Annotated in this window: 19 protein-coding genes, 1 rRNA gene and 2 pseudogenes; 9 read left to right on the forward strand and 13 right to left on the reverse strand. The window is 65.1% G+C overall.

The features are described 5' to 3' along the window. The 3 genes and pseudogenes from BLR02_RS25840 to BLR02_RS31160 all read left to right on the forward strand — a co-directional run. A pseudogene (locus tag BLR02_RS25840) lies at window positions 1-727 on the forward strand (IS1380 family transposase); the annotation flags it as partial. A 231-nt stretch (window positions 728-958) separates the two neighbouring features. Next, window positions 959-1291, forward strand: a pseudogene (locus tag BLR02_RS25845) (transposase); the annotation flags it as partial. Then, window positions 1255-1551: a transposase gene (locus tag BLR02_RS31160; RefSeq protein WP_369596541.1), complete on the forward strand. Its 297-nt coding sequence runs from the start codon at window positions 1255-1257 to the stop codon at window positions 1549-1551. The pseudogene BLR02_RS25845 and the gene BLR02_RS31160, both read left to right, overlap by 37 nt. Here BLR02_RS31160 and BLR02_RS25855 read toward each other — a convergent pair. The 11 genes from BLR02_RS25855 to BLR02_RS25905 form a co-directional block, all read right to left on the reverse strand. Further along, window positions 1517-3847, reverse strand: a complete 2331-nt coding sequence (locus BLR02_RS25855; RefSeq protein WP_090665182.1) for a PAS domain-containing hybrid sensor histidine kinase/response regulator — start codon at window positions 3845-3847, stop codon at window positions 1517-1519. The genes BLR02_RS31160 and BLR02_RS25855 overlap by 35 nt on opposite strands. A 4-nt stretch (window positions 3848-3851) precedes the next feature. Next, the gene (locus BLR02_RS25860; protein WP_090569196.1) at window positions 3852-4496 is read right to left on the reverse strand and encodes a chemotaxis protein CheX; all 645 of its coding nucleotides are present in this window, start codon (window positions 4494-4496) and stop codon (window positions 3852-3854) included. Next, the gene (locus BLR02_RS25865; RefSeq protein ID WP_090569199.1) at window positions 4493-4873 is read right to left on the reverse strand and encodes a response regulator; all 381 of its coding nucleotides are present in this window, start codon (window positions 4871-4873) and stop codon (window positions 4493-4495) included. The genes BLR02_RS25860 and BLR02_RS25865 overlap by 4 nt, the downstream gene beginning before the upstream one ends. 84 nt (window positions 4874-4957) lie before the next feature. Next, a complete protein-coding gene (locus BLR02_RS25870; protein WP_090569203.1) occupies window positions 4958-5206 on the reverse strand; it encodes a hypothetical protein in 249 nt (82 codons plus the stop codon). Beyond that, window positions 5203-7431: a chemotaxis protein CheA gene (locus tag BLR02_RS25875; protein WP_218128072.1), complete on the reverse strand. Its 2229-nt coding sequence runs from the start codon at window positions 7429-7431 to the stop codon at window positions 5203-5205. The genes BLR02_RS25870 and BLR02_RS25875 overlap by 4 nt, the downstream gene beginning before the upstream one ends. After that, window positions 7428-7817, reverse strand: coding sequence for a response regulator (locus BLR02_RS25880; protein ID WP_281201266.1), 390 nt, complete (start codon window positions 7815-7817; stop codon window positions 7428-7430). Before BLR02_RS25880 ends, BLR02_RS25875 begins: the two co-directional genes overlap by 4 nt. Then, window positions 7810-8643: a CheR family methyltransferase gene (locus tag BLR02_RS25885; RefSeq protein WP_090665185.1), complete on the reverse strand. Its 834-nt coding sequence runs from the start codon at window positions 8641-8643 to the stop codon at window positions 7810-7812. Before BLR02_RS25885 ends, BLR02_RS25880 begins: the two co-directional genes overlap by 8 nt. Window positions 8644-8652: 9 nt before the next feature. Next, a complete protein-coding gene (locus tag BLR02_RS25890; RefSeq protein ID WP_090665186.1) occupies window positions 8653-9279 on the reverse strand; it encodes a HEAT repeat domain-containing protein in 627 nt (208 codons plus the stop codon). 1 nt (window position 9280) lies between these two features. After that, window positions 9281-10363, reverse strand: a complete 1083-nt coding sequence (gene cheB, locus BLR02_RS25895; protein WP_090665187.1) for a chemotaxis-specific protein-glutamate methyltransferase CheB — start codon at window positions 10361-10363, stop codon at window positions 9281-9283. Beyond that, on the reverse strand, window positions 10360-11892 hold the full coding sequence (locus BLR02_RS25900) for a chemotaxis protein CheW (RefSeq protein ID WP_090665188.1): 1533 nt from the start codon (window positions 11890-11892) through the stop codon (window positions 10360-10362). The genes cheB and BLR02_RS25900 overlap by 4 nt, the downstream gene beginning before the upstream one ends. Beyond that, a complete protein-coding gene (locus BLR02_RS25905; protein WP_218128074.1) occupies window positions 11885-13588 on the reverse strand; it encodes a methyl-accepting chemotaxis protein in 1704 nt (567 codons plus the stop codon). Before BLR02_RS25905 ends, BLR02_RS25900 begins: the two co-directional genes overlap by 8 nt. A 577-nt stretch (window positions 13589-14165) precedes the next feature. On the opposite strand from BLR02_RS25905, the gene BLR02_RS28990 reads away from it, so the two are divergent. Next, on the forward strand, window positions 14166-14756 hold the full coding sequence (locus tag BLR02_RS28990; protein ID WP_143018315.1) for a hypothetical protein: 591 nt from the start codon (window positions 14166-14168) through the stop codon (window positions 14754-14756). 502 nt (window positions 14757-15258) lie between these two features. On the opposite strand, the gene proB is transcribed toward BLR02_RS28990, so the two are convergent. Together proB and BLR02_RS25920 are read right to left on the reverse strand one after the other, a co-directional pair. Beyond that, window positions 15259-16395 (reverse strand): glutamate 5-kinase, encoded by a 1137-nt coding sequence (gene proB / locus BLR02_RS25915; RefSeq protein WP_090665194.1) that lies wholly within the window; start codon window positions 16393-16395, stop codon window positions 15259-15261. A 112-nt stretch (window positions 16396-16507) separates the two neighbouring features. Further along, complete coding sequence (locus BLR02_RS25920; protein ID WP_090665189.1) at window positions 16508-18307, reverse strand: carbohydrate-binding domain-containing protein; 1800 nt, start codon at window positions 18305-18307, stop codon at window positions 16508-16510. A 224-nt stretch (window positions 18308-18531) separates the two neighbouring features. Between BLR02_RS25920 and BLR02_RS25925 the strand changes: the two genes are divergently transcribed. The 5 genes from BLR02_RS25925 to BLR02_RS25945 all read left to right on the forward strand — a co-directional run. Further along, entirely contained in the window at window positions 18532-19047 is a 516-nt protein-coding gene (locus BLR02_RS25925; RefSeq protein WP_090665190.1) for a hypothetical protein, read from the forward strand. 96 nt (window positions 19048-19143) lie between these two features. After that, entirely contained in the window at window positions 19144-20112 is a 969-nt protein-coding gene (locus tag BLR02_RS25930) for a Bug family tripartite tricarboxylate transporter substrate binding protein (RefSeq protein ID WP_176849835.1), read from the forward strand. 1 nt (window position 20113) lies between these two features. Then, entirely contained in the window at window positions 20114-21778 is a 1665-nt protein-coding gene (locus BLR02_RS25935) for an FAD-binding protein (RefSeq protein WP_090665192.1), read from the forward strand. Beyond that, a complete protein-coding gene (locus BLR02_RS25940; protein ID WP_245704962.1) occupies window positions 21778-22113 on the forward strand; it encodes a 2Fe-2S iron-sulfur cluster-binding protein in 336 nt (111 codons plus the stop codon). The genes BLR02_RS25935 and BLR02_RS25940 overlap by 1 nt, the downstream gene beginning before the upstream one ends. A 406-nt stretch (window positions 22114-22519) precedes the next feature. Continuing rightward, a 16S ribosomal RNA gene (locus tag BLR02_RS25945) occupies window positions 22520-22614 on the forward strand; the annotation flags it as partial.

Raw genomic sequence — 22614 nt, forward strand, 5'->3', positions numbered from 1 at the left:
CACGGAGATCCGGGGCCATCTGCGTCGCCTGGTCCGGCAAATCCGGCGCCACTGACCGAGCACCCACATCACCCTGCGCGGCGATGGGCACTACGGCCGCCCGGAGGTGATGGCCTTCTGCGAGGCGAAGGGCATCGACTACGTCTTTGGCCTGCCAACCAATGCCGTGTTGCGGGCCGCCGTCGAGGACGCGGCCGACGACGTGCGGGTCCGCCGCGCCGAGGAGAACGCCCCGGTGCTGCGCCGCTATGCCGAGACCCACTATGGCGCCAAATCCTGGGGCAAGCAGCGTCGGGTGGTTGCCCGCATCGAGGCCAGCACCCAGGGCCTCGATATTCGCTTCGTGGTCACCAGCTTTGCCCGCGGCAGCGCCGAGTGGGTCTACGACAGCCTGTACTGCGCGCGAGGACAGGCGGAGAACCTGGTGAAGCTGCACAAGGCCCAGCTCGCCTCTGACCGCACCTCTTGCCGCTCGCCGCTGGCCAACCAGGTCCGCCTGGTCCTACACACCGCTGCCTACTGGCTACTACTGACCCTGCGCGACCGCATCCCCAGGCCGCACGACCTGGCCAGTGCCGAGTTCACCACTCTCAGGCTGCACCTGCTCAAAGTCGCAGGCCGGGTCATCGAGACCGGCAACAAGGTTCGCCTCGCCCTCGCCGCAGCCTGCCCGCATGCAGTGCTGTTCCGCGGCCTCGCCCGCAGCTTCCACCCAGCCGGGCCGTAACCGACGGGGCCAATGCTCCACCGTGCCTTCCGCCCAGCAACCTCGAATGCCGCCCGTCCAAGCCCAACATCACCGCCGCATGCGGATGCGGGCGTTTGCCCGCTGCTCAGATCAGCTCCCGGATGACCCTGCCTTTGCTGACCGGTGAATAAGATGGGCTAGCCAGGACCATCACGATGGCCGCCATCGTTACGGCGGCGCCCTCCTACACCACGCCCGGGGGCACGACCGACGGCCCAAATGCGCGGCTACGACGCCGCGAAGCGAAGCTTTGGTCGAAAGCGGCGCATTCTCGTCGATGCAGTTGGCGTCGTCCTGTTCGCGCACATCCATGTCGCCAATCTGCATGACCAGCTCGGAGCGCATCACCTTGTCGAACGTGCCGACGCAGGTGAATTGCTACATCTGGAGTTGGTGTGGGCCGACGGCGCCTATGCAGGCACTTTCGCGCGCTGGCTTGAGGCCGGGCAAGGCTGGCGTGTCGAGGTGCCGAAGCACCGCGACCGCCACATGACCTTGGAGGGAAGCTGGAAGGCTTTCAGGTCTTCCCCCATCGCTGGGTAGAAGAACGGGCCTTCGCTTCGTTATCACGGTCGCGCCGGCCCGCACGCGACTACGAGCGCCTGCCTGAAACAGGAGAAACCATGATCTACGCAGCAATATTGCGCATCATGCTCCGCCGCGTTGTGCCTGGTCTCCTTTTTCAGGCAATCAGTTATTTAAGAAACGCGCCCGCACCTGGCGGCTCATGTCAATTCAATCCGGGGCGGCAAGTCAGGATGGCGTTCTTCAATATGTCCGATTTTGCAGTATCATTTCTCTGATTTTAAGGGCCAAAGCATCCAATGCGAATGGCTTTGTTACCATCTCCATACCGGGTTCCAGAAATTTGGTGTGCCCTGTCGCGTGCTCGGCATAGCCAGTAACGAACAGGATCTTCAGTTCCGGACGATATTGCCGGGCGACCGTAGCAAGCTGGCGTCCACTCAACCCAGGAAGGCCCACATCCGTGATCATCAAATCCAAACGTGTGTTGGAAATCAGTATTGGCAACGCCGCCTGACCTTCACTTGCTTCAATGCAGGCATAGCCGAGTTCGCGCAGTACCTCTCCAATAAGAAGCCGCACAGACGAATCGTCCTCGATCAGAAGAACAGTTTCTCCATCCCCTTTTGGTATTTCATGCGATTGCTTGTCAGGAGGAGGCAGAATGGGGCCATTATGCCGGGGCAAGTAGAGACTTACCGTGGTACCATGACCGACGGTGCTTCGTATCCGCACCGCTCCGCGTGATTGCTTCGTGAATCCGTAGATCATTGACAGACCAAGCCCGGTCCCTTGTCCGATCGGCTTGGTTGTGAAAAAGGGCTCAAATGCCTTAGTAATCACGTCCGGTGCCATGCCTGCACCAGTATCACTGACGCAAATCACGGTGTAGTTGCCGTCTGGGATTTCTTCCTGTCCATCCAGAACCGGCTCGTGGGATACCGCATTCCTGGTGGTGATCGTTAGCTGGCCTCCGTCAGGCATCGCATCCCGCGCATTGATCGCCAGGTTCAGGATCGCGTTTTCAAGTTGATGCGCATCGGTGAAGGCCGGCCAAAGCGCGGGCTCCAGATCCGTCGTCAGCTCAACCTGTTCGCCGAGGGTGCGGCGCAACAACTCCTCCATGCCCTGGACCATCTGGTTCGCATCGACGGCCTTGAGGTCAAGCGGCTGACGGCGTGCGAAGGCAAGAAGCCGATGCGTCAGAGCCGCCGCGCGGTTTGCAGAGGTCACCGCGGCATCCATGAACCGTTCGGCGTCGTCGTAGCGGCCAGCGGTGACTCGACGCTTCAGGATGTGCATCGAACCAATGATGCCGGTGAGCAGGTTGTTGAAGTCATGGGCGATGCCACCGGTCAGTTGGCCGATCGCCTCCATCTTTTGCGCTTGGCGCAAGGCTTCTTCAGCCTTTTGTAGGGCTTGCTCGGCTTCGCGTTCAGCCGTGACGTCCCGGCCCACGGCTTGCAGCAGGCCATCCGCCGCTACGGCACTCCATTCAATACGCCGGCTTCGGTGATCGTGGGTTTGCAGGCGCAACTCGAATAGCTTTGGCGCACCTCCCGTCGATAGGTCCCGCAGAATGGACTGGAACTGGTCCCGATCTTCGGGGTGAATGAAGTCGATCATGCTGGAGCCGACCAGGCCGGCCTCGTCCCAGCCGAATAGCTGCGTCCAGGCTGGATTGATGGCGTTGATGGTGCCGTTGAGTTGCGCCACAATCATGACATCGGTGGAAAGCCGCCACATGCGGTCGCGGTCGGCTGTGCGCTCCGCCACACGCCGCTCGAGAGTCTGGTTCAGGGTTCGCAGCGCTTCCTCAACGGCGCGCCGTTCATTGACGTCATGCAGGATGATGGTCACGAACACGCGTGAGTCGCTGGTCCAGCGTGATGCGGAAATCTCCAGATAGCTGGGGGACCCGTCCTTGCGCCGAGCGACCACCTCGACCGGACCATGAACTGGCTCGCCTCCAAGAACAGCCGGCCAGATCTTGCCCCAAGCTTCTGCTTCCAGAAGAAGCCCCATATGATGGCCGACTAGCTCCTGCGATGCATAGCCGAACTCCCGGGTGGCAGCCGGATTGGCGAATTGGATCAGCCCTGCTGCATCAAGTGTCAGTATCGCATCCGGGGCGCTGTCCACGACCGAGGCATAGCGGGCATTCTGCCGCTCTCGCAGGATTTCCGCCCGCCTCGCCGCCACGGTGACGTCGGTGACCTGGACCAGGCATTTGGAAGCGGGTTTCTCGCAGACTGGCTGAACCAGAATATTGTGGACCAAACTCCGGCCAGCAGGTGTTCGCAGCGGCAAGAGGGACGGATGAAGGGAATGGGTCAGAAGTCGCGCCGTGCCCGTCTCCAGCGCTTCTGAAATCGCCAGATCAAGCCGACGCAACCCCGAGTTGGGAAAGATCGCGTCAAGCCGTCGCCCGGTAGCCGTCTCGGCAGTGATGCCGCTTGCCACCGCCAGCCAGGAATTCCAGGCGATGACCCGCTTGTCGCCATCCAACAAGGCCAAGCCAATGTTCAGTGCGTCAAAAATGGCGGCGGACAGATCACTCTCAAGCCGGCGCATCAGGTTACGGCGTCACCCCTCCTGTCGTCCTTTCGATGAATTCGCTCAGCAGGCTCTTCAGTGCCGCCAGCGACGGTAGGTCCATGAGCATAACGATATAGCCTCGGATGTCACGCTCGCGTACCGCGAAATTGACATAAAGGAACATGACCACATCGCCGGCCTCGGGCAGTGGCATCAGATTGAAAAACTCGGACCCATCGCCGCGGAGTATCTCCGGCAGGGACATCTTCAGGCTGCGCTGGAGTAGGTTGGCAATGGTGGCCAGGCATCCGTTCAGGATGATGTTGCCGGTTTCGGCCAGGGCCTCCTGTTCCAGCTCGATGATGTCGTCGAGCGGCAGTTCATCACCAGACACGGCCCGGACAAGCTCCAGGCTCTGGGTATCCGGGAAGATGAGCAGCACCCGGCCGGCGATCGCACCTTCGAAAATCTGGTGGACAGCGACCAGTTTGCTGGGTTCGGTTCTGGCTAGTATCTCGATGGCTCGGTCGCGGTTCACCAGCGTGATTGTTGGCACTGACAAAAGCACTTGCGCTCCGACCATCTCGCGCAAGTTCAGGGCGGAGCGACTCACGCCCAGATTCACGAGTTCCGTGAGGGCGTCGTGCTCCAGGTCGCTAAGGGCCACTGGATCGTCAGGTGTCACCGGGTCGCCGCCTTGAGCTGCACCGCCTTGGCAAGGAAGTCGCTCAGATCCTGCTGCGCCAGCGGCTTGGGCAGGAAGGTCGCCCCCACCTCATGCGCGCGGCTCACGATCTCCACCTGATGGTTGGCTGAGAGAAGCCCTAGAGCCATCCTCGGGTACAAGGCCCGAAGTTCAGCGGCGAGATGCAGACCATCCTGACCGGGCATGTTGAAGTCCAGCAGCGCCGCATCGAAGGGCGACCGGCTTGCCAGGTCCATGGCTTCGGCAGCATTCGCTGCCTCGGCCTTCATCCAATCCGGATGCCCTGTGCTCAAGGCCTTGGCGACGACCATGCGTGCCAGCTTGCTGTCATCGACGACGAGGACTTTGTAGGTCATATATCAAGCATCGTCCCAAGCGACTGTCGGCCGGCCATGTCGAGCCATTGGCAACGGCAATGTGCCTAGCTGGAAGGAGAAAGGTCAATCTTGGGCCTTTTTGACCAGCGGCGCCACATTCCGTTGTAAAAATATGCTGTCAGGCAGCCCGTGCACTACCGCTTTGGATGCGAGCAGGATTTGGATGATGGCGGTATGAGCTCCTTGGCATAACCGCCAGTCCACCGTCGCATGTGGGGCCGCCAGCAGGTGCCGCAGCAGCGGATCGGCGTCGTCGATTTCGCACTGGCCCTCCAACACGATGGTCACCCCATCCACCAGCCGCACCGTCACCGGAAGATCTCCTCCAGGTCCAGCACGATCAGAACCCGCCCATCGCCCAGCAGGGTGGTGCCGGCAACACCCCACAGGCTGGTCAATAGCCCATCCAGCGGCCTGAGCATGACATTCATCCGCTCCCCCAACCGGTCGACCTCAAGCCCGCCGAGCCCACCTCTTACCGCAGCGACCACGACCTTCGCCTCGGCTGCGGGCGTCATCGTCCGTCCCTGTCCAAGCACCTCGGCAAGTTCGAGGAGTGGGATGGTCCGATCCCGCAACACGAAGGCATGGCTGGCTCCGACAGGCAGGATCCGGTCATGGGGCACGGAAACCGTTTGCACGACCGCGTCCAGCGGAATGCCGAATAGCTGCCCACCCGCCTCCACGGTCATCACGGCCGTCATCATGAGCGTGAGGGGCAGGGTGAACCGCACGAGGGTGCCCTCGCCTGGACGGCTCTCGATACCGACGCGGCCGCCCAACCGATCCACAGCCATGCGCACCGCATCCATTCCGACCCCACGACCGGACAGCCCCGTGACGGCCGTTGCCGTCGAGAAACCCGGCGCGAAGATGAGGTCCATGACCTCGGCCTCGGTCATGGCCGCGAGGGTTTCGGCCTGCGCCACGCCCCGCTCCATAGCGACTTCACGGATCCTCTCGAGATCGATGCCTCGGCCGTCATCCGCAACCTCGATGATGACGTGCTCGCCATCCCGGGTGGCCCGCAGATGAACCGTTGCCACGGGAGGTTTGCCGAGGGCAGCGCGTTCGGATGCTGTCTCGATGCCGTGGCTGATCGCGTTGCGCAGCACATGCAGCAACGGCTCGAACAAGGCTTCCACGATGGCCTTGTCCGCCTCTGTGGCCTCGCCTTCCGTCACCAGCCGGGCGGGCCTGCCGAGGCTTGCCGCCATGTCCCGCACCAGCCGGGGAAAGCGCCGGAAGACATGGTTGAGGGGCAGGACGCGGATGCGCAGGACGGATTGCTGCAGCTCGTCAACAAGCCGATCGAGCTGGACATGGTGTTGCTTCAGGAGTGCGGCGAGGGCCTTTGGGTCCATGCCGTCCTGGGCCAGACCGGCCATATGGCTGATGGCATTCTTTGCTATGGTCAGTTCGCCCGTCAGCGTCACCAGCGCATCGACCCGCTCGACATCCACGCGCAGGGCGCGGGCCGCAGTCTCCTCCGGCAGGCGCGGCGCCGGTCCCACATCATCAGGGGCGCCAGCCAGCAGGCGACCGTTCAGCGCGGCCTCGATCGCAGTCGCCAGGATGCGCGGGTCGCCGGCGGTCTGGCTGTGGGACAGGTGTCGCTCAAGCCGCTCCGCCTCGGCCATCTTGCCGCCATGGCGCAGTACATTGGCGGCCACCTTGCCAGCCGAAGCCAATCGCCCGGCGGCGCCCTCGGCAACATCCTCCGCCAGGAGCAGGAGCTGCGCCTCCAGCAGCTTGCGGGCAGCCGCCGAAAGGCCCGGATCGCCCTCAACCCCGCCGGTTGCGACGCGTAACGGCCGGATCTCCACCTGATCGAGAACCTGATGCAGCAGGGTGGCAGCCTGCTCTGCCGAGCCGGAGATCAGGACCATCAGGACCAAATGGCAGGCAAAGGGATCCAGTGCATCGAGTTCAGGCCACGGGGCCACTGGCAGGAGGTCCAGCGCGACGATACCGGGCAGCTGCGCGATCAGCCCAAGCGGGTCCTCACCGCGAAAGAAGCAGCCCGGATCGGGGCTATAGCGGATAGCGGTACTGGCCTCGGCAGCGGCCTCCGGGTGGCCATCCAGCATTGCCTCAACCCAGGAGACCGGTGCTTGCTGCGGAAGCGCGAGCAGCGCGACCGGTCCGCCAACTCTGCTCTCCTCGCCGAAACGTCGCAGGATGGCATCCGCACCCGCCTCGGCATCCGGAGGAAGTTCACCGCCGCTCACCTGCATGGCATCCAGCCACTGGATGACTTGGTCGAGGCAGGTCAGGCAGTCGCCGATCAGCCGGGGCGTCACGGGGTTGGCGCCGGTGCGGATGGCGGACAGGACGTCCTCGGCGGCATGCATGGCACGCGTCATGGCTGCGAAATCCACGATGCCGGCAGCACCCTTCAGGGTATGGAAGGCCCGGAACGCGCTATCGAGCCGCTCGCTGTCGCCGGGCTTCTCCTCCAGCGCCAGCAGGTCATCAGTGGCCTGCTCGACGAGCTCACGGGCTTCCAACAGGAATTGCTCGACGAACTCGTTCATGCCGCGGCTCCGCAAAGGAGGGCCGCGTATTCCACCAATATGTCCTGGGTGAGGGGTTTGACCAGATAGAAGTTGGCGCCCGCCCGCCGTGCCGCAAGGATGTCCTGTGGCCCGCATTCGGTGCTGGTCACCAGCGCCGGCGTGCCGGCAAGAGGGAGTTCTTGGCGGCGCAGGACCTTCAGGAAGGTGAAGCCATCCATCTGCGGCATGTTGACATCGACGATCAGCAAATCAGCGGGCTGCAGGAGCAGCTTCTCGAGCGCCTCCAGCCCGTTCAGCGCCTCGTCCACCATATAACCCGCGCGTTCCAGGGCGTCGCGATAGTAGAGCCGCACCAGGCTGGCATCATCGACCACCAGCACGCGCTTCCTTGCCACCTCAGCCACGAGCGCCTCCCGGCGGTCTCTGATAAACGATGGCATCAACATAGCGACGCACCTCGAACAGCGGCGATATGCGGCTCATCGACTCGGAATGCCCCAGGCAGATGTACCCACCGGGGAGCAGGTTCTCATACAGGTTTTCGGCCGCCAGCCGGCGTGACGCATCGTCGAAGTAGATCAGAACGTTGCGGCAGAAGATCACGTCGAACCGACCATGCGCCCGGGTTTCGCCCGTCTCGACCAGATTCACCGGCGTGAACCGCACCGACTGGCGCAGATCCTCCAGCACCCGCCACTGCTCAGGGCCGACTGGCACGAAGTATTTGGCAACCAGGTCCGGCGTCAGCCGCATCAAGGCTCGCTTGCCGAACACGCCTTCCCGCGCAGCCTCCAGCGCGCGGGTGTCGATATCCGAGCCGACGATCTCGATGTCGTAGGCATCGACCTGCGGCCAATTCTCCAGCAGCCAAATGGCAATGGAATAGGGCTCTTCTCCTGTGGAACAGGGCACGGACCAGATCCGGACGACTTCTCCGGGCGGCTTTGCCCGAACGCATTCCATCAACAGATCCGTGGTCAGGCAGCGGAGCTGGTGATCCTCGCGGTAGAAGTAGGTCTCGTTGACCGTGAAAACATTGATGAACTGCTCGAGCTCACCGTTCAGGTCGCCACGCAGCCGGGCAAAGTAACTGGGAAAGGAGGTTGCTCCGGTGGCGGTCATGCGATCCGTAACTCGCCGCTGGACGTAGTACCGCTTGGCCTCGGTGAAGACCATCCCGGTGCGTCTATAGAGGAAGTCGCATAGCCGGCGGAACTCTTCCTCCGTCACGGCGCCGGCTCAGCCACGGTGCCGGGGCGTTTGCGCGCTGAGCCGTTCGGTGACGACCTTGATGGAGAAGGCAAGAAACGGATGGTCGTGGAACCGCTCCGCGCATCGTGCCAGGACCGGCAGGGCCTCGGGCCCGCCTATCTCGGCGAGAACGTCCAGCGCAGCGGCACAGATATTGGCCTCGCGCTCCACCTCGAGCAGGCCGTACAACAAATGGGTCGCGTCAGCGACACGCAGACTGCGGGCGAGGTCGCAGGCCAGCAGCCGGACATCCGGATCCGCATCGCGCAGCAGTTCCGGCAGATGCGGTCCGGCCACATCCGGCATCGCCCGCAGGGCATCGAGCGCGCCGGTCCGCAGGCTGGCATTGTCCGACCGAAGATGCGGGAGTATCGCCTGGATGCTGGCCGCGCTTCGCAGGCGGAGGAGGCTGGTAAGGATCGCCTCCCGCACATGCGGGTCGTCCTCGCTGGAGAGCGCCCGCCCCAATGCCTCGGCAGCGTCCGGTGCGTCGGACAGGGCACGCGCGGCCGCCCACCGCTTCTGGCGGGTGCCATGGGTCAGGGTGGCCAGGGCTTCGCCTGCGTCAGGGCGATCGGGTTGAACCCCGTCGGGGGTCCTGCGGATCAGGGGCATGTCAGGGTGTCAGCCTCCGCAGCTGGTCGGCAATCCTGGGTAGCGGCAGAACCCAGTCAGCGCCCTTGGCCTTCACCAATTCGCCGGGCATTCCCCAAACCACGGCCGTCTCCTCAGCCTCGGCAATGGTCTTGCCGCCCTCCGCATGCAGCAGCGCCATCGCTTCGGCGCCGTCATTGCCCATCCCCGTCATCAAGACGCCGATCAGCTGACCCGACGAAAGATGACCCATCGCGCTCCTCACCAGGCGGTCGGTGCTGGGGTGCCAGGGATAGCCGGGCTGGACCGGCACAGCCATTGCCACCAATCCGGCGGCACGGCGTGAGACAATGAGGTCTGCATCTCCCCGCCCGATATAGACGCAGCCCGGCTGCAGCAAGATCGGCCGTGTGACTTCCGTGACGGTCAAGGCGCAGAGCCCATCCAGGCGCCTGGCCAAGGGCCCGGTGAAGCTCGCCGGCATGTGCTGCGCCACGAGAATCGGCCAGGGAAAATCCATGGGTAGCGGCGTGAGCAGCGCTTCCAGGGCAGGAGGGCCGCCGGTCGAGGTTCCGACAAGGACCAAGCCATCGCCGGTGGCGGGCCTGGGTGCGGCATCGGCCGAACTTGCCCTTTCCGTCACGCGGTGGATCGGTGCCGCGCCGCCGATCTGGTGCCGCACCCGCTCCGTCAGCCTGAGGCTGGGTCGCAACTCTGCTTTCGCGGCCGAGCGGACTTTCGCCACCAGCTCCGGCGCCAGCTCGCCGATGCGCAACGATACGGCGCCCTCGGGCTTGGGTACGAAATCCACGGCCCCAAGGCGGAATGCCTCCAGCGTCGCCTCCGCACCTGCCGCGGTCAGTGACGACACCATGACCACGGGGCAGGGACGCTCAAGCATGATCCGATCCAGGCAGGCCAAGCCATCCATCTGGGGCATATGGACATCGAGAGTGATGACATCGGGCCCGAAGATCTTCAGTTGATCGAGCGCTTCCAGCCCATTGCGTGCGAACCGGATCTCGAAATCCGCCTCGCTGGCAAAAACCTGTCCGAGCAGCTTCCGCACCAGGGCGGAGTCATCGACCACCAGCAGCTTGATCACAAGCCAGGACGCTCCGTCGCGGTCTCCAGGCGGTCGAGCAGCCCGCGTTCCGCGCGGCTGAGCAACTCGGTGGGGTCCAGGATGGGCACCATCCGCCCCACATCTTCCAAGTTAAGCACGCCTTGGACCAGTCGCGTCGTCTCGTCGGTCAGCGCCGGGACGGGTTCCAGGGTGGCCGAAGTATTCCGAAGGACGCCCGAAACGCTGTCCACGATCAGCCCTGCGCGGTGGCGCTCCGTGCGAACCACCAGGAGGCGCCGGCCCTCCTCGTGCTCCAGCTTCGGCATGCCGAAGCGCCGACGCTGGTCGACCACCGGCAGCACCTCGCCGCGAAGATTGACCACGCCTTCGAGGAATTCCGGCGTCTTCGGCAGGCGGGTGATCTGGCCGGGCACGCGGGCGACCTCGTCTATCGCTTCGATAGGCAGGCCGAACTCGTCGTCGCCCAGGTGAAACACCAAGAAGTGCCGTTCCCGGTCAGGCATCCGGTCATCTTCGGTGTTCTGTGGCCGAGGATTTTCATGATCCGTGCCCAATCGCCGCATGACGTCCTCCCGGAACAGCTGCTCCGGCGCAAGGATGGAAATCAGTCGTCGTCCAGCCTCGCCTCGGTAGATGGCTTTGATTCTGGCTTCGCCACCGCTGCGCGCTGCGAGCACCGCGGGGATCGGTTCCACGAGGCTTGAATCGAGGGGTAGGATGGCTCGGATTCCATCGGCGACCAAGCCCACCAGGATACCACCCACCGCGGTGACGAGGATCTTGTCCTTCTCGTTTGGCTGCGACAGCGCGAAACCCAGCAGCCCGCGCAGCGAAAGCAATGGCAGCAGCGTATTGCGGAACGGCACGACGCCAAGGACCAGTGCCTCGGCGTGAGGCATGACCGCAAGAAGGCGAGGCGCTGGCAGGACTTCCTGCACCACATCGAGCCCGAGCGCATATTCCTGTCCCGCGACATCGAAGGTGATCAGCGTCGGATGATCGTCTTCCGCTTCGGTATCATGCGGGACCGGGCCGGCGCTGGAGTTTTCAGGCCGTGACCGCGGCGGGCGTACCCGCTGCACGAACGCCGCGCTAAGCAAATTCTGGATGTCCAGAATCTTGGCTACTTCCAGACCCGGGCCGTATTGGAAGGCGCCCCACAGGCGCTCAACGGGTTCGGCGGCAAGCTGCGCCTGCCGGGTCTCGATCCGGTCTGCCTCGACTGTGACCAACGCTTCCACAACGTCCACGACCAGTACGATGGGCGCCGCGCCATCCAGGACGATGGCGCGCAACATAGGCGAGGCCGCTGCCTCCTCTCGGCCGAGCAGGCCACGCAGGCTGGCGACCGGCAGGACGAAGCCGCGGAGATTGGCTATCCCCAATAGGCTCCCGGGCCCCTGCGGAACACGCGCCACCGCTGGAACGCGGATAACCTCCGAGACCTCCTCCGCCGGAAGGGCGTAAAGGCGTTCGGCACTTCGGAAGGTGAGGAAGCGACGTGCAGGGGCGCCCCTCATCGCCAGGATCTGGTCGGCGTCAGGCATGCTGCTTCAGCTCATCTGCGAGTGAAGCGATCTCCTCGATTGCAGCGGCGAGTTCCTCGGCGCCCTGGGCCTGCTGGGCGGAGGCTGTCGCGGCCTGGCGCGACGCCGCGCTGGCTTCCTCTGCTGCCGCCGCAATCTGCCGGGCACCCGCAGCCGTCTCCGCCGCCGCCGCCAGGATGGTGTCGGCGCTCTCGGTAATCGCCGCGTTTGCCGTGCCTAGGGAGACGGCTTCACTATCCACCCTGTCCAGCGCGGCGAAGATGGCCTTGTTGTTCTGCGCTTCGGTTTCGGCCGAGACGACGCTCTGCTCCAGGTCACGCCGCAGGGACGCGATCTGGTCGAGGATGCTGCGCACGGTGTCCTTGGCGCCCTCGATGCTCTCCGACGCCTCGCGTGCCAGGCTGCGGATATCGGCTGACACCACGGCGAACCCCCGGCCGGAGGCACCGGCCCGTGCCGCCTCGACGGAGCCGCTCACTGCCAGCATGCTGGTCTGGACGGCGACCATGGCAAGACCCTCGACGACCTTCCGAATCTGGCGGCCGACCGTCTCCAGGCGGGCAATCGAGACCAGGCTCGCCTGCCTGCCCTGCGCCGCGAGGTCGATACCATCCACCAGCCGCGCAACGGAGGCGCGGCTGTCCTGGAGCGCTGCCTCCATCGTCCTCACGCGCTCGATGGCAAGGTTGGAATTTTTCTTCGCGAGAGCAGCGCTGCTCTCGATCTGCGCAAGGGCCGCAGAAGTCTGTTGGGTAGCCGCCGCCTGCTGCTGGGAGCCGCGGGTGATTTGCTCTACCGCAACCATGATCTGGCTGGCTGCGCCCGAGAGTTCCTGGATGGTCGCCGACAGCTCCTCCGCTGCCGCCCCGATCTGTTCGGCAGCCGCGGCATCCGCATTGCCGGCACGCAGGCGTTCGGCCAAACCCGCCAGCATCTGTGCGGCAGTCTGGCCCTGATCCAGGGATTGCGCCTGCTGGCCGATGGCCGAATGCGCTTCGGTCGCCGCGGCTGACTGCTCCTCGGCGGCGCTGGCCACCTGCTCGGCCCCGCGCTGCGCCTCGACTGCGGCGCGTTCCGCCTCAAGGGCCGCCGTCAGGGTATCCTGGCTGCTCGCGGCCATCTGGGCCATGCCATTACGCATGGCGTCCAGGGTTTCTACCGCTTGTGTGCCAATCCTCGCTTCAGTGACCGCATTATCCGCCGCGGTCCTCACGGCGGCTACGACGCTGCGCAATTCGGTCTGGATGCCGTCCGCCAGGCCGCGAACCTGCAACGCACTTTTCTCGGATATTTCCGCCAGTGCCCGCACCTCATCGGCCACCACCGCAAAGCCGCGTCCGCGATCCCCGGCCCGTGCGGCTTCGATGGCGGCGTTAAGAGCCAAGAGGTTGGTCTGGTCCGAGATGCGGCTGACCGTGCTGGTGATCTCGCCGATCACCTGTGCCCGCCGTTCCAGCTCAGCGATAATTGCGATCGCGGCGTCCTGCCGCTCCGCGTTCCGCTCGAGGCCACGCACCGAGGTCGTGATCTGGACCGCAGTTTCCGCCAGCACCGCCTGCACCGTCTCGGTCCGGCGCCGCGAGGCCTCGGCCAGGCCACGGGCGGCGGTCAGGTTGACAACGATCCGCCGAATTGCCGCCGACTGCTCCTGTGATGCCCCTGCAGCTTCTTCAGCACCACTGGCGATCTGTTCCATGGAGCGGCGGAGTTGCTCCGCAGCAGCGGATGCTTCCGTGAGGCCACTGGCCAATTCTTCCGTAGCCGCGGCAATGCGCTCGGATAGTTGGTCTGGGCTCGGTCCTGTCCCCTTTTGGCTGGTGCCTCTGTGAAGAGTACGGGCGCCTGGTTTCGCCGCAGTGGCCGGCTTGGGAGTTTCGGGCCCAGATCCCATTTTCGTATTGCCTGCGGCAATCTTTGAAGTTTTGACCAGTGCCATGGCGCTCTCTGTTGAAAGGCGAAACCGGGTCGTGAGAACCACGGTTCTATGCGCGGAAAAATCCTCTCAACCTCGAAGCGCTCCATGCTTAGGCCTTTGAGGTCATACGGTAGACTAATGCACCTTTGAAACTTGTCCAAGGAGTGACCCCATCGCCCTGGCGGAAGCCCTGCCCATCGGCTGAGGCAGTCTCTCGACACCAGATGGACGGTGGGACGCAGTCCGCTTGGGAAAGGCCGGACCCGGATGATGGACAGATGCCCGCAATCCGATGCGGTGGTGCCATCAACCTCACGGCACCAAGCATCTCCTGTCTCTGCCAGACGTTTGCCATACCATGGCGCTCGGCGATCAAGGTTGGTTCATGCGCTCTGGCTGTAAGCCACCATCAAGGCAGTGGCGTCAGTCAGCGGCACTTTTGTACGTGTTCCTGTGCTCTGGCTGTCAGGCACTGAACCGGATGGATTATCTGGATCAGTTTTTCGACCCCAAGGCCTATGCGGCCCGTCACACCGTACCCACGCCCCGAGACGGTCAGGCCGTGCAGCCGGCAAATTCGCCGGAGCAGGGGAGGGGCACGCCTACTCCCCAGCAACCGCCTATGCCCAATCGGCCGAGCCTCCAGGTGCCTGCCGAGGAAGCAGCACCGCAAGCGCCGGCATCGTCCGGGCGGGAACAGGATCAATGGGTCCGCGGCAACCTGCGGCAAAATCCATGGCTTGCCCTGAACTGGGCACAGCTGACGCCGGCGCAGCAACTGCGGATTGAGCGCCAACTTTCTAATAGCGAAGCCAAAGAGCCTGCGGCAGCCTGGGACACCATGGGCCTCAATAACCGCGCCTATCTTGCCTTTGGCAATTCGCCGTCATCTACGGCAGCGAGAGCCGCACCAACCCAGGATGCGGCTCTCACGCCTTATCGTCGGTAATCGAACCGGCCGCGTGCCACAATATTGGTTTGGGCTTCGGCGATACCGTTTCGGACGGCCAGGCTTCAGTAACGCCGCGGCGCTGTCAGCGCACCGCCGGCCGCGCCAACGCCACCACCGACGAGTGCGCCTGTGCCGACGCTGCCACCCGTCAGGGCACTTACTCCGGCGCCGGCGCCGGCGCCGATCAAGCCCCCTGATACGGCGCGACCACCAGTGCTCGTTCCGCAGGCCGTGAGACCGAATGAAACGGCTGCAGCCAGCAGCGCCATCCCGAATGTCTTCTTCATAGCCGTCTCCTCTTGAGAAACAGGAAACGTACAGAAATGCGAAAGGCTGTAATCCAGCCCGTTCACGTCTCCGCTTGCCGATCATGGCTGCGGCCCAGGGCAGCCAAGCTGGTCCTTGCTATGCCGTGAGTGCCACCATCACGGTCTGGCCAGCTTGATCCGATCCGGCTTGTGGCCGAATGGCAGCGCTCGCGTCTCAGCCCCCGATGGGATCAGAGCACCACCAAGTCGTCCCGATGCACCACCTCGTCACGCCCTCGCCAGCCCAGGATTGCCTCGATCTCTTCCGACCGGTGCCCGGCGATACGCCCGGCATCCTCCGCGTCATAGGCGGAGAGGCCGCGGGCCAGTTCACGTCCCTCGGAATCCCGCACGCTCACCGGGTCGCCGCGGTGGAACTGACCCTCGACGCGCCTCACCCCGGCCGGCAGCAGGGAGGAGCCGCGGGCCAGGGCCCGGGCGGCACCCTCATCCACGATCAGGGCGCCGAGCGGGGCGAGGCTGCCGGCAATCCAGCGCTTGCGGGCCGTCCGCCCTTCGGGCGTCGGCAGGAACCAGGTGCAGCGCGCACCCTCTTGCATCGCCTGCAGGGGATTGTCCCGCTTGCCGAGGGCGATCGCCATGGCGGAGCCGGCGCCGGTCGCGATGCGGGCAGCGATCAGCTTGGTGCGCATGCCTCCGGAGGAGTAACCGGGAGGCGGGTCGCCGCCCATCGCCATGATCTCCTCGGTGAGTTGGGTGATCACCGGCAGATGCTCGGCCCCTTGGTCCCGTTTCGGGTCAGCGGTGTAGAGGCCGTCGATATCGGAGAGCAGCACCAGCGCATCGGCGGCAATCATCTCGGCGACGCGGGCGGCGAGACGGTCATTGTCGCCGAAGCGGATCTCGGCCGTCGCCACCGTGTCGTTCTCGTTGATGACGGGGATGCAGCCGAGTTCGAGCAGCGTGCCGAGGGTGGCGCGGGCATTCAGGTAGCGCCGGCGGTCCTCGCTGTCCTCGAGGGTCAGCAGCAGCTGGGCGGCGGCGAGGCCATGGCCGGCAAGCGCCGCCTGCCAGGCGCCGGCGAGGCGGATCTGCCCGACCGCCGCGGCCGCCTGCTTCTCCTCGAGCTTCAGCCGCTTGCGGGTGAGGCCGAGGGCCCGGCGGGCAAGGGCGATGGCGCCGGACGACACCACCACCACCTCCGTCCCTCGCGCCCGGAGCGCAGCGACGTCAGCGGCGACCGAGGCAAGCCAAGCCTCTCGCGGGGCGGCCGTTCGCTCATCCACCACCAGGGCGGAGCCGATCTTCACCACCAGGCGGCGGGCGGTGGCGAGATCGGGGATGGCGTGGTCGGGTCCGGACTTCATGCGCCGCCGCATAGCACGGGCCGCCCCGGCATGGAAAAGGGCGCCCGGACCGGGGCGCCCCTTATTCTCGGCAGCGGTCCTGCGAGCCGCCTCCGGTCGCGTCGTCTGTTGCCTAGACGAAGAGCATGTCGGTAGTGGCCAGTTTGCTGACATGGGCGAGGAAGACGGTGTCGGCCGTATCGTCGAAGGTCAGCAGAAGGCCGGAGACGCCGCCCTGGGTGGTCGTCGCCATGTGCAGGTCGGCCTTGGCAAGGTCATTGAATACCAGCTTGTCGCTGCCGCTGGTGAAGCGGTCGATCACCACCCTCCCATCGCCATGGTCAACGGCGAAGCTGTCCTTGTAGGCGGTGCCGATATAGGTGGCGGCGAAGCCCTCGGCGGCCTCGCTGAAGCGGAAGTCGTTCGGCCCGTTGATCCTGAAGGTGGCCGTGTCCTTGGCGAAGGTCGTGCCGTTGAAGGTGAGGTCGTCGATATAGAGATTGCGGTCGCCGCCGCTGCCCGAGGCGTCGTTGATGAACTTGACGGTCAGCTTGTGGTCGCCAACGCCCCAGTCACCCTTGATGGTGATGATGTCGTCCTTGCTTGTGGAATGCAGGGCGCCGGCACTCAGCGTGCCGCCGATCTGCTTGCCGTCGACGCTGACGATGTACTGGCAGTTGCCGTTATAGGCGTCCTGGCTGACCTTCATGACGATGGTGTCGCTGCCGGAGCCGATGGTCTTCACCACCACAGCCGGGTCAGTGCTCGGTGCAGGCGTCGGCGTCGGCGTCGGCGTGGTAGCCTTGGCGAAGCCAAAATCCACCGGGCCGTTCTTGCTGAGATCCGCGGTGCCGTTGCTGAGCGCCTTGCCGTTGAAGGTGATGCCGTCGACATGGAGGTTGCGATCGAGCGCCGCCGAGCCGCCATAGGCGTCGTTGAGGAAGTTGACGGTCACCTTGTGGCTGCCCGCACCCCAGTCGCCCTTGACCGTGATGGTGTCGTCCTGTCCCGCAGCGTGAGAGGCGCTGGCCGTCAGCGTGGTGCCGATCTGCTTGCCGTCGACGCTGATGGTGTACTGGGCGTTGCCATTATAGGCGTCCTGGTTGATCTTCAGGACCAGCGTGTCGCCACCGGTGCCGATGGTCTTGGTCACCGGGGGGGTAGTTGGCGTGGTCGGGGTCGTGGGCGCCGAGGGGGTAGTGCCGCCTGACGATCCGGCGCCGGTCCACTGCGACATCACCACGTTGTCGATATGTGTCGTGACCTTGCTCGGCGTCGTGCTGTTGGGCGCACCGCCCAGCCAGGCCTGGTTGCTGGCGGCGACATAGCTCATGGCGCCGAAGCCCATGGCGGTGTCCGGGATGATGTCCGGGTTGGTCCAGGTGCCGACCACCTTGCCGTCGACCGAGATGGTGAGGAGGTTCGGCAGCCAGGTCATCTTGTAGTGGTGGGTCTGGTTGGTATCGATGCCGCTCAGCTTGGCGCTGTAGGTGTCCTGGTTGTTGGCGCCGGCCCAATGCACGGTGTGCATGCCAGTGCCCTTCGGCGTTTCGAGGATGTCGATCTCGCCGTCGCGCGGCCAGACATCCGATTTCGGCCACATCATGATGGCGGCCTGGGTGCCCTGTGCGGTCTCGACCCGGGCATCGAATTCGACCGTGCCGTATTTGATGGTGATGCCGGCCGCCTTGCTGTTGAAGCCGCCCGCGCTCCAGCTGTTATTCGCGTGGCGGGTCGCGCTGACCTGCATCTCACCGCTGGTCACCTTGACGTCGCTGGCGTTCCACCAGAAGGCGCCATTGCCATAGACGCCGCCGTGGTAAACCGAACCCCAGTTGGAATATTTGTACCCTGAACTGAAATCGTCAGACAGGACAACCTTGTACTGGTTGCCGCTCGCATCAGTGGTGGTCGTTCCAACCGAGGAAACCATTCTATTTTCTCCCAACAACACCGTGAATACACGGGAACGTGATCCCCCTGTGGTTGAGAGGTATGTCGTATGCAACCTACGATAGCAAGCTCTGAATCGATGGTTGCGAGTTCACTTAGTGTGGCCGGAATATTAATCGTTGCAGACAAATTACGGGCTTGTGGATCGTTGAACCGAAGGTGTTGCTGAGCGCTGCAGCCTCGCTTCCTGCCGAGGAGACGGCAATGCCAAGCGCCCAAATCCGTGTGAATCGTGCCCCGGTGTTGACCCTTTGGGCGGCAATCGTCGCGGAGCGTCTGGGCCATCCGCGGGAGACCGCGCTGAGCCTGGCAAGCGTCGTCGCCGGTACCGCTGCCCGCGCCAAAGCCCGGCGCCTGGGCCTGGCGGAGGAGAAGCAGCACGAGCCGCGGCCCGCCGCGTCGGCGCAGGCCGTGACGTCGCTGCTTGGGCGCGACATCCCACTCACCCATGATTCCGATGGTGTCGTGTTGGCCGAGCGGGATGGCCGGCCTGCCGCCGCCGCGCCTGTCGCTGCCTATCTCACCCGCGCCTTCGGGCCGCATTTCGGTGAGACCCGGGCAGCCATGGAGGCGCTGGCGGATGGCTTCGCGCCGGAGGAACTCAACCGGCTCGGCTTCCGCCTCTATGAACGCTTCCGCCCGGAGGTGCCGCAGGATGTCAGCGGCTGGGGCGCCAAGGGTTGGCTCGATCTGGACCTGATCCGCGAAGCGGCGGGGTAGGGACGGCGCCTCTCCCGCATGGACAAGCCGGCTTGGCTGGCCTATCCGGATGGTGAGGAAATACCGGTGCAGCACGGCCGACCGCTTGGAGGCCGCATGCCCAAATTCTCACGCCGTGCCATAGCCGCCTTCGCCGCCGCGGTGGCGACTCGCCCGGCCACTGCGCAGACCGTCCACGGACCGGTGCGGATCATCGTCCCCTACAATCCGGGTGGCATCACCGACATCCTGGCACGTGCCGTAGCGCAGCAGATGACGGCGCAGCTTGGCACCTCCGTCGTCGTCGAGAACCGCGCGGGTGCTAATGGCAGCATCGGCGCGACCGTCGTCGCCCGCAGCGCGCCGGACGGCACGGTGCTGCTGCTCGGCGTGACCGATACCCATGCGGTGAACCCGGCCGCCATGCGCAACCTCGCCTATGACGCGAACCGCGACTTCGAGCCGATCAGCAACATCACCAATGTCCCGCTGGCGCTGGCTGTTGGCCCATCCCGGCGCGAACTGCAGGATCTGCAGGCCTTCCTCGCCGCCGCCAAGGCCAAGCCGGGCGGGCTGACGCATGCCAGCTGGGGCGTCGGCAGCACCTCCCAGATCGCCATGCTGCGTATAGCTGAGGCGACGGGGATTGAACTGTTGCATGTCCCCTATACCGGCGCCGCTCCGGCGGCTCAGGCCTTGGCAGCGGGGCAGGTCGATTCCATGGTGTTGCCCGCGGGCGCGGCGGAGGCGCTGGCGCGTGACGGGACCATCCGCATCCTTGCCACCCTCTCGCCGCAGCGGCTCGCCCTGTTGCCGGGGACCCCGACCTTGCAGGAACAGGGCGTTCCACTGTCGATCAGTATTTTCCAGGCGCTCTTCGCCCCGGCCCGGACGCCGGCGCCAATCCTCGCGCGGCTGCACGAGGCGGTGACCCAATCGCTGAAGGCGCCCGCCATGCTCGAGGTGCTGCGCGCCCAGGCGGCATTGCCCAGCCCGACGACACCGGACGGTCTTGCCGCGCTGGTACGTGAAGATCAGGAGGCCTGGGGGCGGGTGGTTCGGGCAGGGAACATCCGGCTTGACTGACATGCGGCATCTCGAGGCGGATGTCCTCGTCGTCGGTGCCGGCGCGGCCGGGATGTATGCCGCGATCGAAGCGGCACGGCAGGGGGCGGGGCGGGTGCTGCTGCTCGACCGCAGCCTGATCGGCCGCGGCGGCGCTACGGTGATGGCGCAGATGACCGTGGCCGCGGCGGTCGGGCCCGAAGGCACCGACCACTGGCGCCACCATATGGCCGATACGCTGGCCGCTGGGCGAGGCCTCTGCGACCCGGCGCTGGCTGCGCTGCTCTGTGAGATTGGGGCCGAGTGCATCCTCGAGATGGAGCGCTGGAAGGTTGGCTGGGCGCGCGATGCCGAAGGCGGCTTCGCCCAGGTGCAGGCCCCGGGGCATGACCGGCCGCGCTGCGTCTATGTCGACTTCCTCTCGACGGGTCCTGCTGTCTCCCGCACCCTCCGCACGCAACTTCAGCGGGTAGGGGCGTCGATCCGGCGAGTGGGGGAGGTTGTGGTCAGCGACCTCGTGCTGCAGGGAGGGCGGGTGACGGGGGCGGTCGCGCTCGACATCGCCTCCGGCCGGCCGCTGACCATTGGGGCTGCGGCGACCATCATCGCCACCGGTGGGCTGACTCGGCTCTACGCCCGCAACAGCGCCAGCGCCAACATGTCGGGCGATGGCTATGCCCTGGCGCTGCGCGCCGGAGCGCCGCTGATCGATATGGAATTTGTGCAGTTTTTCCCGATCGGCCACCTCGCGCCACGGCTGATAGGCATGGATCCGATCATGTGGGACCCGTTCCGTTACAAGTTGGGCGGGCGATTGCTGAACGGCGAGATGGAGGAATTCCTGCACCGCTGGGGTGAGGGGGAGGCGGAGCGCTACGTCGTCACCCGCGATCTCGCCACCTACGCCATTACCAAGGAGGTCGAAGCCGGGCGTGGCTCACCGGCGGGCGGAGCCTATCTGAGCTTCGCCCATGTACCGGAGACGCGGTTGCGCGAGGCCTTCGGACCGGTGATCGACCGCCTGGCGGCCAATGGCATCGACCTGACACGCGATGCGATCGAGGTCTCACCCATCGCACATTATCATATGGGAGGTATCCGGGTGGACACCGCCATGCGGACTGGCGTGCCGGGCCTGCTTGCGGCCGGTGAGGCGGTGGGCGGGGCGAATGGCGCCAACCGGCTGTCGGGCAACGCCATCACCGAGGCCCTGGCCTTCGGTCGCATCGCCGGTGCCGAGGCGGCACGCCAGGCCGCGGCTGGAGCGCCGTGCTTCGATGCCGCGGCGGCTGCACCGGGGCTCGCGCTGCTTGAGGCCGAAGGAGAGAGGATGAACACGGCGGCGATGGTGGCCCGGCTGCAACGAATCATGGCGGCGGATGTCGGTCCCTTCCGCACCGCATCCGGGTTGGGCCGCGCGGCGGCCGAGTTGGCCGTCCTGCGGGATGAACTCGGAACGGCACCACCCGGCCAGCCTGGCCAGCCTCATGACTTGCTGCGGCTCGACTGGCTCGACCTGCGGCAGATGCTGTTGGTGGCTGAGGCGGTGGTGAACGCCGCGACGGCCAGGACCGAAAGCCGCGGGGCACATCAGCGGGAGGATTACCCAGGACAAAGCCCCGCCTGGGAGCGCAGCCTGGTGGTGGATCTGCCGGCGGGCGAGGTCCGGCCGAGGTTTGTCACCTGATGCTGGAAGCGATCCTGTTGATCCGGCGTGGCACGGCCGGGGAGCCGCCGCGGCATGAGGCCTTCACCCTCGCATTCGAGCCGGGCGAGTCCGTCCTCGACGGGCTGCGGCGACTGCGGGAGGGGGCGGATCCGAGCCTCGCCTTCCGCTACGCCTGCCTGAATGCCAATGCCTGCAAGGAGTGCATGATGCTGTTGGACGGGCGGGTGATCTACGCCTGTACCGCACGGCTGGAGCCGCGCAGGATGCAGCTTGACCCATTGCCGAACAAGCCTCTGCTGAGGGATCTGGCCACGGCGATCGCGCCGCCAGACGAGCGGCTGCCATCGGATTGAAAAAAATCCTCCACAGGGGCTTGTGGCGTTGGGCGCAAGGCGCTATTTCCCCGCTCCGCCGTGAGGTGGACCTTTTGAGTGGCCTGAGTAATCGGGCGCGACAGTTTTCCGTTCGCAAGAACAGCTGTTGTAATCGTCGGAGGACGAAGCATTCAGAAGGCGGCCAAAAAAGTCTCTTGCATGTAGTGTTGGTTGACGCTACATGGTGGTTTACCGGACAGGGTTGTGGGGCTGAGTGATTGGCTCTTTTCCTGGTTTGGTTTGTTCTTTGACAGTTGCATCGGTTTTTTGGAAGACGATGGATCGTTGCCTGGCTTTGGCTGGGTGATGGATTGCATCGGGAGTGGTGAGCGGAGTCTGATCGAAAGGCGTCTGCGTGGCCTGGCTTTGGCTGGGCTGCGGGGATGAACCTGAGAGTTTGATCCTGGCTCAGAGCGAACGCTGGCGGAATGCTTAACACATGCAAGTCGCACGGGGGCTTCGGCTCTAGTGGCGGACGGG

The sequence above is a fragment of the Belnapia rosea genome (assembly GCF_900101615.1).
Taxonomy (GTDB): domain Bacteria; phylum Pseudomonadota; class Alphaproteobacteria; order Acetobacterales; family Acetobacteraceae; genus Belnapia; species Belnapia rosea.